General features: G+C 68.1%; 12 protein-coding genes. 10 read left to right on the forward strand and 2 right to left on the reverse strand.

Translation table 11 applies throughout. The annotated features are described in order from the left end of the window. Positions 1–5: 5 nt before the first annotated feature. Both ACFPU0_RS04295 and ACFPU0_RS04300 read right to left on the reverse strand, forming a co-directional pair. Positions 6–1,190, reverse strand: a complete 1,185-nt coding sequence (locus ACFPU0_RS04295) for an acyl-CoA dehydrogenase family protein (RefSeq protein ID WP_377691549.1) — start codon at positions 1,188–1,190, stop codon at positions 6–8. 242 nt (positions 1,191–1,432) lie between these two features. Further along, positions 1,433–2,344 carry a LysR family transcriptional regulator gene (locus ACFPU0_RS04300; RefSeq protein WP_377691550.1) on the reverse strand — a complete coding sequence of 304 codons (912 nt, stop codon included), beginning with the start codon at positions 2,342–2,344 and terminating at the stop codon, positions 1,433–1,435. A 195-nt stretch (positions 2,345–2,539) separates the two neighbouring features. Here ACFPU0_RS04300 and ACFPU0_RS04305 point away from each other — a divergent pair, with 195 nt between their 5' ends. The 10 genes from ACFPU0_RS04305 (at position 2,540) to mdcE (ending at position 15,693) form a co-directional block, all read left to right on the forward strand. Continuing rightward, the gene (locus tag ACFPU0_RS04305; protein WP_377691551.1) at positions 2,540–4,885 is read left to right on the forward strand and encodes a TonB-dependent receptor; all 2,346 of its coding nucleotides are present in this window, start codon (positions 2,540–2,542) and stop codon (positions 4,883–4,885) included. A gap of 25 nt (positions 4,886–4,910) precedes the next feature. After that, complete coding sequence (locus tag ACFPU0_RS04310; protein WP_377691552.1) at positions 4,911–6,626, forward strand: aryl-sulfate sulfotransferase; 1,716 nt, start codon at positions 4,911–4,913, stop codon at positions 6,624–6,626. A 111-nt stretch (positions 6,627–6,737) separates the two neighbouring features. Beyond that, entirely contained in the window at positions 6,738–7,316 is a 579-nt protein-coding gene (locus tag ACFPU0_RS04315) for an RNA polymerase sigma factor (RefSeq protein WP_377691808.1), read from the forward strand. Next, a complete protein-coding gene (locus ACFPU0_RS04320; RefSeq protein WP_377691553.1) occupies positions 7,313–8,317 on the forward strand; it encodes a FecR family protein in 1,005 nt (334 codons plus the stop codon). Before ACFPU0_RS04315 ends, ACFPU0_RS04320 begins: the two co-directional genes overlap by 4 nt. A 300-nt stretch (positions 8,318–8,617) precedes the next feature. Further along, positions 8,618–10,993, forward strand: coding sequence for a TonB-dependent siderophore receptor (locus ACFPU0_RS04325; RefSeq protein WP_377691554.1), 2,376 nt, complete (start codon positions 8,618–8,620; stop codon positions 10,991–10,993). A gap of 235 nt (positions 10,994–11,228) precedes the next feature. Further along, the gene (mdcA, locus tag ACFPU0_RS04330; protein ID WP_377691555.1) at positions 11,229–12,890 is read left to right on the forward strand and encodes a malonate decarboxylase subunit alpha; all 1,662 of its coding nucleotides are present in this window, start codon (positions 11,229–11,231) and stop codon (positions 12,888–12,890) included. After that, positions 12,890–13,741 (forward strand): triphosphoribosyl-dephospho-CoA synthase, encoded by an 852-nt coding sequence (locus ACFPU0_RS04335; protein ID WP_377691556.1) that lies wholly within the window; start codon positions 12,890–12,892, stop codon positions 13,739–13,741. The genes mdcA and ACFPU0_RS04335 overlap by 1 nt, the downstream gene beginning before the upstream one ends. Positions 13,742–13,743: 2 nt before the next feature. Continuing rightward, positions 13,744–14,043 (forward strand): malonate decarboxylase subunit delta, encoded by a 300-nt coding sequence (locus tag ACFPU0_RS04340; RefSeq protein ID WP_377691557.1) that lies wholly within the window; start codon positions 13,744–13,746, stop codon positions 14,041–14,043. Further along, entirely contained in the window at positions 14,036–14,914 is an 879-nt protein-coding gene (locus ACFPU0_RS04345; RefSeq protein ID WP_377691558.1) for a biotin-independent malonate decarboxylase subunit beta, read from the forward strand. The genes ACFPU0_RS04340 and ACFPU0_RS04345 overlap by 8 nt, the downstream gene beginning before the upstream one ends. After that, positions 14,911–15,693 (forward strand): biotin-independent malonate decarboxylase subunit gamma, encoded by a 783-nt coding sequence (gene mdcE, locus ACFPU0_RS04350; protein ID WP_377691559.1) that lies wholly within the window; start codon positions 14,911–14,913, stop codon positions 15,691–15,693. The genes ACFPU0_RS04345 and mdcE overlap by 4 nt, the downstream gene beginning before the upstream one ends. The last annotated feature ends 32 nt before the right edge of the window (positions 15,694–15,725 follow it).

Genomic DNA, 15,725 nt, shown 5'->3' on the forward strand with positions numbered 1-15,725 from the left:
CGGTCTCAGGAATAGAAGGTTGGTGTCGGTCGGGTGCGATTCAGGGCCCATTCGCCGAGCTCCTGGATCTTGTAGTCCAGCGGGTCGTGCAGGCTCTGGGTGCGCAGGTTGCGCCAGTGGCGGTCCAGGCGCAGGGCCGCGTGGGTGGCCCGCGCCCCGGTGACCTCGAACAGGCGGCTGCACAGGTCGAGGCCGGTGCGGGTGGCGGCCACCTTGGCGGTGCCGATGGCGATGGCCAGGTCGCCGCGCTGGTCCTCGCCCAGGTCCTGGCCGCGATTCCAGGCATCGTCCAGTTGCCGGGCGGCGCGCTCCACCAGCAGGCTGACGCCCTCCAGCCCGACCCAGAACTCGCCGTAGTGGGCCAGCACATGAGGATCCTCGGTGACCGCGCGGGCCCGGGAGCGGAACCAGGGGCGGCCTTCCTTGAGGGTGTAGGTCCTGGCGTCCTCGAAGGCCCCTTCGGCGATTCCGAGGAACACGTGGGCGAAGGTCAACTGGGCGATCAGCGGCCGCAGGCAGGCGAAGGGCGTGCTGAGGGGGCCCGGGTCCAGCAGCAGCTCGCCGGTCTCCACCCGAACCCGCTCGAAGGTCACGCTGCCGCTGTCGGTCTGGCGCTGGCCGAAGTTGTCCCAGTCGTCGTGCAGGGTGATGCCCGAGCGCCGGCTCGGCAGTGCCGCGATCAGCAAGCGGTCGTCGGCGCCGTCCACGGCGGAGGCGATGAGCATCTCCGAGTCGTTGGCGCCGGAGCAGAAGCTCTTGCGCCCGGAGAACTCGCACCAGCCGTCGAAGTGGCGCACCTGCGTACGGGTATCCAGCGGGTTGAGTGCATTGCCCCAGAACCAGTTCTTGCGCGCGGTCTGCTCGAACCAGGGCTGCCATTGCTCGGGCCGGGCGAACAGGCGCACCGTTGCCAGCATCAGGTGGTGGAAGCCGAATACATGGGCGATGGAGCTATCCACCCGGGCGAATTCGCGCACAACTGCCAGGGTTTCTTCCCAACTTGCACCGAGGCCACCGAACTGGCGGGGAATGCTCAGGGCGAGCAGGCCGCTGCGACGGATGGCATCGCGCTCGGCCTTGGGGGTGCCGCCACGCTCATCGCGTTCGGCGGCGCTCGGGGCGAACTCGGCGGCAAGGCGTTGCGCGGTCCGCAGTGGGGGTTCGAAGGCGTTGTCGAGGCGAGTTACCACGGGAGCCTCCCGCAAGGTGCCGGAGCGCGGACGAGGCTCCGCATCCGCCGTTGGCCATTCCGGTCGATCATGGGTGCCCTCCTTCTGGCGCGTTGTTCCTGGGAAGGGAGCAATTGCCGTACCAGGGGCGCAGGCCCCGTGCCCTGGGGCCTCCACACGGCGCTGGTGTTTCCGGAAGTATTTTCCTGCTGGCCAGGTGTTGCCCGGGCAACAGATTCGTGGGGTTCCCGGGCGGCGGCCGCTCAGGCTTCCTCGTCGCAGGCCTGGATGCGTTCCACCAGCGCCTGGGCCGGCGGCGACAGGCCGTAGCCCACACGGCTGACGATACCGTAGCGGGTGTGCATCTCCTCCAGGTCCGGCGGCAGGTCCGCCAGTTGCAGCGGTACCAGCGCGCCGTCGCGCAGGTAGGGGCGCAGGTTGCCCTGGCCGGCAATGCCGATGGCGTTGGAGTTGAGCACCACATTGAGCAGCGCATAGCCGTGCTCGCATTCCACATTGGGGACGAAATCCTGGCGGCCGCTGTAGTCCACCAGCACCTTGCGGATGTTCGGCGGGCGGAAGGTGGTGGCCAGCGGGTAGTCGAAAATGTCCGCCACCCGCACCGTGTCCAGCTCGGTCAGGGGATGCCCGGCGCGGCAGCAGAAGTGCCAGCGCTGGGCCCTGAGCTTGTGCACCCGGTAGTCGGGGTCGGCCTCGAAATGGCGGGTATCGGCGACGAAGAACTCGATCTCCTCGCTGGTCAGGCGACGGTTCAGCTCCTGCCAGCTGTCCACCTGGAATTTCACCCGCACACCCGGATAGTCGCTGACGAAGCGCCCCACCGCCCGCGGGATCAGCTGGGCGGCCGGCGCCGGGCCGCAGCCGAAGCGCACCACTCCGGCGGTCAGTCCGTTGAACTGGCTGATTTCGTTGACCAGGTTATGCGCCCCATGCACCAGGCGACGGGCGTGCTCCAGCACCAGCAACCCCTGCTTGGTGGGGGCGAGGTCCTTGCTGGCACGGTCCACCAGGCGGCAGCCGACGTTGTGCTCCAGAGTCTGGATGCTGCGGCTGAAGGCCGATTGCGACAGGTTCACCGCCGCCGCGGCGGCGACGAAGCTGCGGTGCTCGGTCAGGGCGATGAAATGGCGGAGTTGGCGAAGGTCGATATGCATTTTCTACATGGAAAGATTCGGTGAAATGCAATTGCTGCTCGGGGTTGCGCTCCTTATAAAGGCAATTACTTATTTCTAAAACAAAGAAATAAAAATATTTATATTCTATAAAGATATAAGAAGTTTGCCGCCCGATTGCGATTCGGTTCCGCCAACGGAAGTGCTCGCCCAGGCCAACCCCTCAAGGAGCACTGCATGTCCCGACTTATCCACGGGCCGACCCGGCGTCCGGCGCCCGTTCTGCAACCCCTCGCCCTGGCCGTGCTGCTGGCCGGCGCCGGCCTGGCCCTGCCGGGTCAGGCTGAAGAGGCGGCCAGTCCCCGGCCGAAAGCCGAACAGGACACCCAGCTCGGCACCGTCACCGTCAACGCCCGGCGCCGCGAGGAAACCGCCCAGAGCGTGCCCACCCCGATCAGCGTCCTCGGCGGCGAGACCCTGGAGCACCAGCGCATCTACCGCGTTCAGGACCTGCAGCAACTGGTGCCCAGCACCAACGTTTCCTACGTGCATGCCCGCCAGTCGAGCATTTCCATCCGCGGCCTGGGCAACAACCCGGCCAGCGACGGCCTGGAGGGCAGCGTCGGCGTCTACCTGGACAACGTCTACCTCGGCCGCCCCGGCATGGCGGTGTTCGACCTGCTGGACGTCGAGCAACTGGAAGTGCTGCGCGGCCCCCAGGGCACTCTGTTCGGCAAGAACACCACCGCCGGGGTGATCAACATCAGCACCCGCAAGCCCACCTTCACCCCCGAGCGCAGCATCCAGGGCTCGGTGGGGGAGGACGGCTACTGGCAGACCCTCGCCAGCGTCTCCGGTGGCCTCACCGACACCCTGGCCGGGCGTCTCAGCGCCTATCACACCGAAGACGACGGCTATGTGAAGAACGTCTTCAATGGCGCGGACCTCAATGGCGGCGCGCGCCAGGGCTTCCGCACCCAGTTGCTGTTCGAGCCGAGCGAGACCTTCAACCTGCGCTGGATCGGCGAGTACAACGAAGAGGATTCCGACAACGGCATCCTCACCCTGTTCAGCACCGGCCCCACGATCAACGGCGTGAACCTCTACGAGCAGCGCGCCGCCCGGGCCGGCGCCACCCTGGTGTCGGGCAAGGACCGCAAGGTCAACTTCGACTCCGACCAGCAGGTGACGGTGTTCCAGGGCGGTACCTCGGTGGAGGCCAACTGGACCCTGCCCAACGACTTCACCCTGACCTCCATCACCGCCTACCGCTGGTGGGACTTCACCCCGCGCAACGACGACGGCCTCAATGTCCCGGCCTCGATCAACGCCGGCGTCTCGGTGCGCGACAAGCAGTACTCCCAGGAATTCCGCCTGGCCTCGCCCACCGGCGGTTTCTTCGACTACGTGCTGGGCGCCTACTACTTCAAGCAGGACCTGGACAACCACTCCTTCATTTTCTACGGACCCCAGGCGGACATCTGGAACGGCACCCCGGCCGGCGCCCTGGCCAACGTCACCACCCTCGGCGATGGCCACATCGACACCGACAGCTACGCACTCTTCGCCCAGGGCACCTGGCACCTCACCGAGCGCCTGGACTTCACCGCCGGCATCCGTGGCACCTATGAGGAGAAAAGCGCCCGGGTCGACCGTGACGCGCCCATTGGCGGCGCAGCGGTTACCGGCGCCGCCGCTGCCGCGCGCCAGGCACGGGCGGGGGCCTTCGACTCGGGCGACCTCAGCCAGTACAGCTTCAGCCCCTCCGGCCTGCTCTCGCTGAGCTACCAGTTCAACCCCGATGTGCTGGGTTATGCCTCGCTGTCCCACGGCGAGAAGTCCGGCGGCATCAACCTCACCGTGGGGGCGGCGCCGCGCCTGGGCACCGACTCGCTGCTGGTGGGCACCGAGCGAATCAACAACGCGGAGCTGGGCATCAAGAGCACCCTGCTGGACCACCGCCTGCTGCTCAACGCCAACCTGTTCTGGGCCGAAGTGCATGGCTACCAGGCCAACGTCTACGACCAGGTCAACCGGGTGCAATTCCTTGCCAACGCCGGCTCCGTGCGCTCCCGTGGCCTGGAGTTCGAGGCCACCGCGCTGCCGCTGCGCGGCCTGACCCTGAACTTCAACGGCTCGTACAACGACGTGCGCTACACCGACTACAAGGATGCGCCGTGCCCGCCGGAAGTCAGTCTCGCCAATCCGGCGGCCACCTGCGACCTCACCGGCCACCAGGTGGTGGGTGCTTCCAAGTACATCGCCAACCTCAACGGCGAATACAAGTGGCAGCTGGCTGACCGCGTCGAGCCCTATGTCACCGCCAGCTATGCGTTCCGCTCGAAGGCCGTGGGCACCATCGACGACTCCGACTTCGGCCAGATCCCCAGCTACGCCGTGGTCAACCTCTCCGGCGGCGTGCGCCTGGACCAGGGCGACGGCGTCCTCGACCTCTCCCTCTGGGTGAAGAACGCCGGTGACAAGACCTATTTCACCAGCCTGTGGAGCTCCGCCAACGGCGGCTTTGCGGGCGTGCTCGGCACCCCGCGCACCGTCGGCGCCACGGCCCGTTACGACTTCTGATCCCGAACCGCACAGGAACCTCCCCATGAACGCAAAGACCGAAACCCCTGACCTCCCCGAAGGCGCCTGCATCACCGCCAAGGTTCCCGAACGTGGCACCGCGCTGCTCGGCGATGTGGTGGTCAACCCCTACAAGCTGGCGCCGCTGACCGCCATCATCCGCGATGGTGGCCAGGCCATCAGCGCCGCCCATGTCCGCGTACTGGGCAAGGGCGAGCGCGGCGTGGACATCGCCTACGACGTCTCCGAGCGCTCCCTCTGGACCTATGGCGGCATTCCGGTGTTCGGCCTCTACCCGGACCACGTCAACCAGGTGGAGGTGACCTACAAGCTGGACGGCGAGCGCATCCGCGAGCGCTACCAGGTCTATGCCCCGGCCGTGCGCCTGCCGGTGGTGGCCAGCCAGACCGCGGCCCTGCCCCTGGTGGAGCCGGTGAAGGTGGCGCCCGGCTTCGAGCAGCGTCTCTATCTGTTCAACCACCTGCTGGGCGAGATTCCCGGCGGTCGCGCCTTCAGGTGGAACGGCCTGGGCGGCGCGGCGGAGTGGGACCAGGTGGGCAACAACTGGATCGCCGACAGCAATGGCGACGTGCGCTGGTACCTGGATATCGAGCAGATCCACGACTCCAGCCGCAAGGACGGCCTGGGCGGCACCATGGGCTTCCAGCAGACCACGGATGGCAAGCTGATCTGGGGCCAGGGGCAGACCTACTCCAAGTACGACCTGCTGGGCCGCCGCGTCTGGCAGCGCAGCCTGCCGGACAAGTTCGCCGACTTCTCCCACGAGATACGCGAAACGCCCAACGGCACCTACCTGCTGCGGGTCGGCACCAGCGACTACCGCCGTTCCGACGGCAAGCGCGTGCGCTCGATCCGTGACCACATCATCGAAGTCAACGAGGCCGGCGACGTGCTGGACTTCTGGGACCTGAACCAGATCCTCGATCCCTATCGCGGCGAGCTGCTGGAAACCCTGGGCAAGGCCGCGATCCAGCTCCCCGAGGGCGTGCAGAAGCAGGACAGCACCGCCGCCAACGAGTTGCTGGAAGGCGACCTGCCCTTCGGCGATACCCCCGGCGTCGGCACCGGTCGCAACTGGGCCCACGTCAACGCCATCGACTACGACGCCAGCGACGACAGCATCATCATCTCCGCCCGCCACCAGGGCGTGGTGAAGATCGGCCGCGACAAGGCGGTGAAGTGGATCCTCGCGTCTCCCCAGGGCTGGCCGGAACGGCTCAAGGCCAAGGTGCTGACCCCGGTGAACGCCAGGGGCGAGGTGCTGGCGGAGGACGGCGGGGTCTATGCCGAAGGCTTCGACTGGTCCTGGACCCAGCACACCGCATGGCTCACCGGCCGGGGCACGCTGACCGTGTTCGACAATGGCTGGGGCCGCAACTTCGCGCCGACCAGGCTTGCAGGCAATTACAGCCGCGCGGTGGAGTACCGCATCGACGAAGCCAAGGGCACCGTCGAGCAGATCTGGGAATACGGCAAGGAACGGGGGGACGCCTGGTACAGCCCCATTACCTCGGTCGTCCAATACCGTGCCGACACCGACACTCAGTTCATCTACTCCGCCTCGGTGAACTTCCTGACCCCGGAGAAGCTCACCACCACCCTGCTCAACGAGGTGAAGTACGGCAGCCAGGAGGTGCAGGTGGAGCTGAAAGTGCACAGTCGACAACCGGGCAGTGTGGGCTATCGCGCCCTGGTGATCGACCTGGCGCGGGCCTTCTGACGGCGCGGCGGGGATGGGGGTGGCCGATGGTCGGCCACCTTCTGCAGGGCGATGCATTTACAGGTGATAAACATTATCATCTGCGCCATTCCGACCCCCGCCTGCACCGCCATGTCCGATTCCTCCTCCCCGGGCTCCATTCCGTTGCCCGACGCGCCCGCGTCGCGGGAGGCCTTTCTCGATACCTTCCTCTCCCGCCGGCGGCAGATGGAAGCGCTGGTAAGCCGCAAGGTCGGCTGCCGGGCCACGGCGGCCGATCTGGTGCAGGACCTGTTCCTGCGCTTCTGGCGCCGCCCTGCTGCGCCGGTGGAGGACCTGGACAGCTACCTGCTGCGCAGCGCGCACAACATGGCCATCGACCATATGCGCAGCGAGGATTCGCGCAACCGTGCCGAAGGCGGCCTGCTACCGGAACAGCAGCGGGCCGAGCCCGCCTCGCCCGAGGCGGCCCTGCAAGCCGGCAGCGAGCTGCGCCACGTCGAGGCAGCCCTGCGCGGCCTGCCGGAGCGGACCCGGCAGATCTTCCTGCTCAACCGCATCCACGGCCGCACCTACGGTGAGATCGCCCGGGCCATGGAGCTGACCCAGAGCGCCGTGGAAAAACATATGATGCGCGCCCTGGATGCCTGCAAGGCGAGCCTCGCCGAGGCCACGCAGGATCAGCACAGCACCCGGAGCGCCAAGCCATGAGCCTCAAGCCACCGCCATTGCGCGCCGTCGACGATGGCCGCGAGCCCGACCTCGACCAGGTCGCCTGGCTCTGGCTCGGGCGCCTGCAGGGCGAGTCGGAGCCGGCCCTGCGCCGCGAGTTCGAGGTCTGGCTCCATGCTGCCCCGGAGCATGTGGATGCCTACACCCGCGCCCAGGACCTCTGGCGTCTGACCCAGCCCGGCGCCGCGCGCCTGGCCGAGGAAGACGCCGCCGGGCTGGACGCGCTGCTGGCGCGCATGGACGCCGCGCCGCGCCGTCGCATCGGCCGCTGGGGCGCCGCACTGGCCATGGCCGCCAGCCTGCTGCTGGCGGCCTGGGTTGGCGGCTGGCAGCCGCAGAACCTGCTCGACGACCTGGGCGCCGATTATGTGTCGGCGCCGGGCGAGGTGCGTGACGTCGCCCTGGCCGATGGCTCGGTGCTCACCCTGGATGCCGATAGCGCGGTGGCCGTGCATTACGGCGCCCATGCCCGCCAGGTGGAGCTTCGCCGCGGCGCGGCTTTCTTCAAGGTCTCGCCGGGGCAGGTGCCTTTCGTGGTGACCGCCAATGGCGGCGAAGCGCGGGTGCTGGGCACCCGGTTCGAAGTGCGCCTGCGCCCGGACGGCGCACGGGTGACGGTGGAGCAGGGCAGGGTCGGTGTGCGTGCCCATTCCGATGGTGCACAACAGGTGCTGGGCGCCGGCCAGCAGGTGGCCTTCGCCGATGGTGTGGCCGGTGCCGTGGAGCGGGTGGACGTCCCGGCGCAACTGTCCTGGCGCGAAGGCCGCCTGACCTTCTACCGCACGCCCCTGAGCGAGGTGTTGGCCGAACTGGACCGCTACTACCCCGGCCGCATCGTCCTGCTCGACGACGAACTGGCCGGCAAGCGCATCAGCGGCAGCTTCCCCAGCCACGACCCGGTGGCGGTGCTGGCCTCGCTCAAGGCCGTGGTGGGCTTCGAGCAGGATGAGCTGCTGGGACGGGTGATGATCCTGCGCTGAGGCCAGCGGGGCATTCGTTGTAGGGGCGAATTCATTCGCCAAGGGCGGCGAAGCTGCCCCTGGGACCCCGAAGGGCAGCCCTTCGGCCTGCTTGGCGAATGAATTCGCCCCCACAAAAGGAGCATTCCCGGCGGCTCGACGAAAATTTCTCGCATCCCCACTGAGGTACTCCATGGCGGCATCCGTGTAGTGCTTGTAATGCGAGTGATTCGCAAACGAGACGCCAATACGCCAAGGGTGAAAGACTTCATGAAGTACAGGACAACACGGGTGCAGGCTGGTGGGTTCAGGGGCCTGGGGATGGCTTCGCTGCTGTGGGCTGGCGCCTTGCTGCCGCTGGCGTCGGGCGTGGCCCCTGCAGCCGAGGCGCAGGCCGCCGCCGCGGCCCACGACTTCGCCATTGCCGCCCAGCCGCTACCCCAGGCGCTGGATGCCTTCAGCCGCGTCACCGGCCTCAGCGTGGTCTACACCCTTGATGTGCCGTACGGCTTGAGGTCGTCGGCGGTGAACGGCCGCATGAGCGCGAACGAGGCCCTCGGCCGGCTGCTCGCCGGTTCCGGCTTCACCTGGCGCCAGGCCGGTGCGGGTACCCTCACCCTGGAGCCCTTCGGCAATGACGGAGCCATGAAGCTGGATGCGGTGACCATCGACTCGCGCCTGGGCCAGGCGGGGAGTTACCAGCCGCCGCCGGAGACCTCGATCATGCGTTCCGAGGCGCCGCTGCTGGAGATTCCCCAGGCCGTCGCGGTGGTTCCCGCGCAGGTGCTGGCGGACCAGCAGCCGCAGAACCTCGACGACGCGCTGTACAACGTCAGTGGCATCACCCAGGCCAACACCCTCGGCAGCACTCTGGACGCGGTGACCAAGCGCGGCTTCGGCGACAACCGCGACGGCTCCATCCTGCGCGACGGCATGCGCACCATCCAGGGCCGCAACTTCACCGCCACTGCCGAACGCGTCGAAGTGCTCAAGGGCCCTGCTTCCATGCTCTATGGCATCCTCGATCCGGGCGGGGTGATCAACGTCATCAGCAAGAAGCCGCAGCTCACGTCCTACCACGCCATAACCGGCCGCGCCTCGACCTATGGCGATGGCAAGAACGGCAGCGGCGGGCAGCTGGATGTCACCGGCCCGCTGGGCGAGACCGGCCTGGCCTACCGCCTGATCGCCGACTACGACGACGCCGACTACTGGCGCAACTTCGGCCATAGCCGCGAGAAGACCATCGCGCCCTCGCTGACCTGGTTCGGCGAGGACACTACGGTGAACCTCAGCTACGAGCATCGCGAGTACCGCGTGCCGTTCGACCGCGGCACAGTGATCGACCCGCGTACCGGAAAGCCCCTGGACATCCCTGCCGAGCGCCGCCTGGACGAGCCTTTCAACATCACCGAGGGGCGTTCCGACCTGAGCATCTTCGACCTGTCCCACCAGTTCAGCGAAGACTGGAAGGCGCACTTTGCCTACAGCTACAACCGCGACACCTACGACGATTTCCAGGCCCGGGTGACCAGCATCGACACCGATAGCGGCACGGTCGGGCGACGCCTGGACGGCACCCGTGGCGCGGTCAGCACCGAGCATTTCGCCACGCTCGACCTGGACGGTAAGGTCCAGCTCGGCGGCATGCGCCACGACCTGCTGATGGGCGTGGACCACGAGTACCGCAAGTTCTTCCGGGAAGACCTGATTCGCGAGAACACCAAGGTCCGGCTGAACTACAACGACCCCGTCTACGGCCAGGTACCGGTGCCCACCACAGTGGTCGCCAGCGACAGCGACCAGACCGACCGCCTCGAGACCCAGTCGGCCTTCATCCAGGACTCGATGCATCTCAGCGAGCGCTGGATATTCGTCGCCGGCGCGCGCTACCAGCTCTACGACCAGCTCGCCGGGCGCGGCCGTCCCTTCCAGGCGAACACCGATATCGACGGTCAGACCTGGGTGCCCCGCGCCGGATTGGTCTACAAGCTGAGCGACACGCTGTCGCTGTATGGCGGCTACAGCGAGTCCTTCAAGCCCAACTCCACCATCGCGCCGCTCACCGGCGGCGCCTCGCTCAACGGCCTCGACCCGGAGGAGGGCAAGAGCTGGGAAGTCGGCGCCAAGCTGGATATCCCGGGGCGCATCAGCGGTACCCTGGCGCTATTCGACATCGACAAGTCCAACGTCCTGGTGACCCAGACCATCAACGGAGAGACGCTTGCCAGTACCGCCGGCGAGGTGAGTTCCCGCGGCCTGGAGCTGGACCTCGCCGGCCAGCTCACCGACGAGATCAGCCTGATCGGCAGCTACGCCTGGATCGACGCCGAAGTGACCAAGGACCCGGTACTGGAAGGCAACCGCCTGCAGAATGTCGCGCGGCACAGCGGCTCGCTTTCGGCGGTGTACGACTTCGGCCCGCTGTTCGAGGGCGACCGCCTGCGCGCCGGCCTCGGCGCACGCTACGTGGGCAAGCGCGCCGGGGATGCTGAGAACACCTTCGACCTGGATTCCTACACAGTGGCCGACGCCTTCGCCAGCTACGAGACACCGCTGGGGGAGAATCGCCTCAAGCTCCAGCTGAATGTGAAGAACCTGTTCGACAAGGCCTACTACAGCTCGGCGGTGAACAACCTCAACGTCTCCATCGGCGATCCGCGGCAGGTGCGGCTGTCCACCACCCTGGAATTCTGAGTGGCACTGGTTGCCAGGCGGCGGGTGGATGTCGCTTTTCACATCCACCAGCGGCGTGGTGCCGGGCTCCGATGGTGGATCGGTGGAGCGTGATCCACCCTACAAAAGCATCGCCCCTGGCCGTAACTCACGATCGTTAATCCAGCCGTAACGATCGCCCCCGCACCTTGATTGATGCCCAACCGGTCAGGCTCCTAAGGTTCGCTCCACGACAGCGGACCTTCGTGGAGCCACCATGACAACAAGACCCTCTCCCCCGCCGCAGTGGTCGCGCCGGCGCGCCGAAAAGCAGCGCCGTCTCGACCGGGTGCGCAACCTCGCCGATGGCGTGGTGCTGCCCAGCGAGCGGATAGTCGAAGCCCTGGAAGCATTGATCGCCCCCGGCGACCGCGTGGTGCTCGAAGGCAACAACCAGAAGCAGGCGGATTTCCTCTCCCGCTCCCTGGCCAAGGCCGATCCCGGCCGCCTCCACGACCTGCACATGATCATGCCCAGCGTCAGCCGCGCCGAGCACCTCGACCTCTTCGAACGCGGCATCGCCCGCAAGCTCGACTTCTCCTTCGCCGGCCCGCAGAGCCTGCGCATCGGCCAGCTGCTGGAAGACGGCCTGCTGGAAGTCGGCGCCATCCACACCTACATCGAGCTCTACTCGCGCCTCTTGGTGGACCTCATCCCCAACGTCGCCCTGGTGGCCGGCTTCATGGCCGACCGCAAAGGCAATATCTACACCGGCCCCAGCACCGAGGACACCCCGGCCCTGGTGGAGCCCACCGCCTTCAGCGATGGGCTGGTCATCGTCCAGGTCAACCAGCTGGTGGACGACGTGCGCGACCTGCCGCGCGTGGATATCCCGGCCTCCTGGGTCGACTTCGTGGTGGTGGCCGACAAGCCCTTCTACATCGAGCCGCTGTTCACCCGCGACCCGCGCCACATCAAGCCGGTGCACGTGCTGATGGCGATGATGGCGATCCGTGGCATCTACGAGAAACACCAGGTGCAGTCGCTCAACCACGGCATCGGCTTCAACACCGCCGCCATCGAGCTGATCCTGCCCACCTACGGCGAATCCCTCGGCCTCAAGGGCAAGATCTGCCGCAACTGGACGCTGAACCCGCACCCGACGCTGATCCCCGCCATCGAGACCGGCTGGGTGCAGAGCGTGCACTGCTTCGGCACCGAGCTGGGCATGGAGGACTACATCGCCCAGCGCCCGGACGTGTTCTTCACCGGCCGCGACGGCTCCATGCGCTCGAACCGCATGATGTGCCAGCTGGCCGGGCAGTACGCGGTGGACCTGTTCATCGGCGCCACCCTGCAGGTGGACGGCGACGGCCATTCCTCCACCGTCACCCGTGGCCGCCTGGCCGGCTTCGGCGGCGCGCCGAACATGGGCCACGACCCGCGCGGCCGCCGCCACGCCACGCCGGCCTGGCTCGATATGACCGAGCCGGTGACCATGCTCGAACGCGGCAAGAAGCTGGTGGTGCAGATGGTCGAGACCTTCCAGGAGGGCGGCAAACCCACCTTCGTCGAGACCCTGGATGCCGTCGACGTGGCGAAGAAGGCCGGCATGCCCCTGGCGCCGGTGATGATCTACGGCGACGACGTCACCCACCTGCTCACCGAGGAAGGCATCGCCTACCTCTACAAGGCGCGCAGCCTCGAAGAGCGCCGGGCGATGATCGCCGCGGTCGCCGGCGTCACCGCCATCGGCCTGCGCCACGACCCGAAGGAGACCCTGCGCATGCGTCGCGAAGGGTTGATCGCATTGCCGGAAGACCTCGGCATCCGCCGTACGCAAGCCTCGCGGGAACTGCTGGCGGCGAAGAGCATCGCCGAACTGGTGGAGTGGTCCGGCGGCCTTTACAACCCCCCGGCCAAGTTCAGGAGCTGGTGATGAGCGCAGTCTCCCTACGCAATGCCGACCTGCCGCTCGCCGACTGGCTGGCGGACCTGGCGGTGGACGCCCTGATCGACGAGGCCGACCTCTCGCCCAAGCCGGCGCTGGTGGACCGGCGCGGCAGCGGCGCCCACCGCGACCTGCACCTGGGCCTGATGCACGCCTCGGCGCTGTCCCTCTGGCCCTGGTTCAAGCAGATGGCCGAGGCGGCCCTGGAACACGGTGAAGTGGGCCAGCCGCTGCGCGAAGCCCTTGGCCGCATCGGCCGTGAAGGCGAAGCGGCGATGCTGGCCACCACCGGCGGGGTCAACACCCATCGCGGCGCCATCTGGGCCCTGGGCCTGTTGGTGGCGGCCGTCGCCCTGAAGCCGGACAGCGACGACGCCCATGCCATCGCCCTGCGTGCCGCGCGCATCGCCCTGATCGACGACCGCGCGGCGCCCCGCGGCGACAGCCACGGCGCCCAGGTCGCCCGCCGCTACGGCGCCCGGGGCGCGCGTGAAGAGGCCCAGCTCGGCTTCCCCGCAGTGATCGCCCACGGCCTGCCGCAACTGGCCAGCAGCCGCGTGGCCGGGGCCGGCGAGCAGAACGCCCGCCTCGATGCGCTGCTGGCGATCATGACCACCTTGGCCGACACCTGCGTGCTCTGGCGCGCCGGCCTGGAAGGCCTCGCCGCCATGCAGCAGGGCGCCCGCGCGGTGCTGGATGCCGGCGGCAGCGCCAGCCTCGCCGGCCGCCGCCAGCTGCGCGCGCTGGACGCCCGCCTGCTGCAACTCAACGCCTCGCCGGGCGGCGCCGCCGACCTGCTGGCAGCCTGCCTGTTCCTCGACAAAGCCGGGAGCCTGTGACCATGGAAACCCTGTCCTTCCAATTCCCCGCCGGCCAGCCGGCCCGTGGCCGTGCCCTGGTGGGCTGCGTTGGCTCCGGCGACCTCGAAGTGCTGCTGGAACCCGGCGTCGCCGGCACCCTGACGATCCAGGTAGTGACCTCGGTGAACGGTAGCGGCCCGCGCTGGCAGCAACTGTTCCAGCGCCTGTTCGACGGCCAGACACCGCCGGCCCTGAACATCGATATCCACGACTTCGGCGCCACCCCTGGCGTGGTGCGCCTGCGCCTGGAACAAGGTTTTGAGGAGCTTGCTCATGACTGATACCGCACGCCTGCTCGCAGCCCGCAGCTTCGTCGAGCTCGGTGCCCGCCAGCGCGCCCGTGAGCTGCTGGATACCGGCACTTTCCGCGAACTCATCGGCCCCTTCGACCGGGTCATTTCCCCCTGGCTGCCGCAGCAGGGCATCGTGCCCCAGGCCGACGACGGCGTGGTGGTGGCCAAGGGCAGCATCAACGGCCAGCCGGCGCTGATCGCCGCCATCGAGGGAGCCTTCCAGGGCGGCAGCATGGGCGAAGTCGGTGGCGCCAAGATCGCCGGCGCGCTGGAGCTGGCGGTGGACGACAACCGCCAGGGCATCCCCACCTGCGCCGTGTTGCTGCTGGAAACCGGCGGCGTGCGCCTGCAGGAAGCCAACCTCGGCCTGGCGGCCATCGCCGAGATCCAGGCGGCCATCGTCCAGCTGCGTGAGTTTCAGCCGGTAATCGGCCTGATCGCAGGCCCTGTCGGCTGCTTCGGCGGCATGTCCATCGCCGCCGGGCTGTGCAGCCAACTGATCGTCACCCGCGAGGCGCGCCTGGGCCTCAATGGTCCGCAGGTGATCGAACAGGAAGCCGGCCTTTCGGAATACGACTCCCGCGACCGCCCCTTCATCTGGAGCCTCACCGGGGGTGAGCAGCGAGCCGCCAGCGGCCTGGTGGACGCCTATGTGGCCGACGATATCGACGCCATCCGCAAAACTCTCCAGGGCCTGCTGGCCCGGCCGGAGCAGGGCCTGCTGGCCCGGCCGGAGCAGGGCCTGCCACGCAGCCGCCGGCACGCCTGGTTCCTCGAACGTCTGGCGCGCCTGGGCGAGGACTGCGAACAACTGGACGCCGCCGCCGTGCGCGCCCTCTACCAGGGAGAACAGCAATGAGCCGTGGACTGAACTGGCTGCGCGGCCTGGCCGGCGGCGAAGAGCGGGCCGGCTTCCCGGCCTCGGTGAAAGTCGTCGATGGCGAGCTGGGCAACCGCGCCGCGCGCTTTATCGCCGTGGTGCCGGATGCGCGGAATCCCTTCCCCCGCGCCCGCAATGGCGAAGTCGGCCTGCTGGAAGGCTGGGGCCTGGCCAAGGCGGTGGATGAGGCCATCGAGGCCGACCGCGATGGCGCCAAGCGCGTGCTGGTGGCCTTGGTGGACGTGCCGAGCCAGGCCTATGGCCGCCGCGAGGAGGCCCTGGGCATTCACCAGGCGCTGGCCGGCGCGGTGGACGCCTATGCCCGCGCCCGCCTTGCGGGGCACCCTGTGATCGGCCTGCTGGTGGGCAAGGCCATGTCCGGCGCCTTCCTCGCCCACGGCTACCAGGCCCAACGCCTGATCGCCCTGGACGATGCCGGGGTGATGGTCCACGCCATGGGCAAGGCCGCCGCCGCGCGCATCACCCAGCGCAGCGTCGAGGAGTTGGAGGCGCTGGCTGCGAAGGTACCGCCCATGGCCTACGACCTGGAGAACTACGCCTCCCTCGGCCTGCTCTGGGAACGGGTGAAGGTGGAGGACGTGGAGCATCCCGCCGCCGCCGATATTGGCCGGGTGCGCGAGTGCCTGGTGCGGGCGGTGGAGGACATCGGGACGAGCACGGACCTTTCCGGGCGGCTCGGCGCGGAGAACCGCGCGGCGTCGTCGCGTGTCAGGGAGATGCTGCGGGCGCAGTGGTAGTCCGCTGGCCCTCTCCCCCAGCCCCTCTCCCG

Origin of the sequence: Pseudomonas sp. GCM10022186 (genome assembly GCF_042656385.1) — a bacterium.
GTDB lineage: Bacteria > Pseudomonadota > Gammaproteobacteria > Pseudomonadales > Pseudomonadaceae > Metapseudomonas.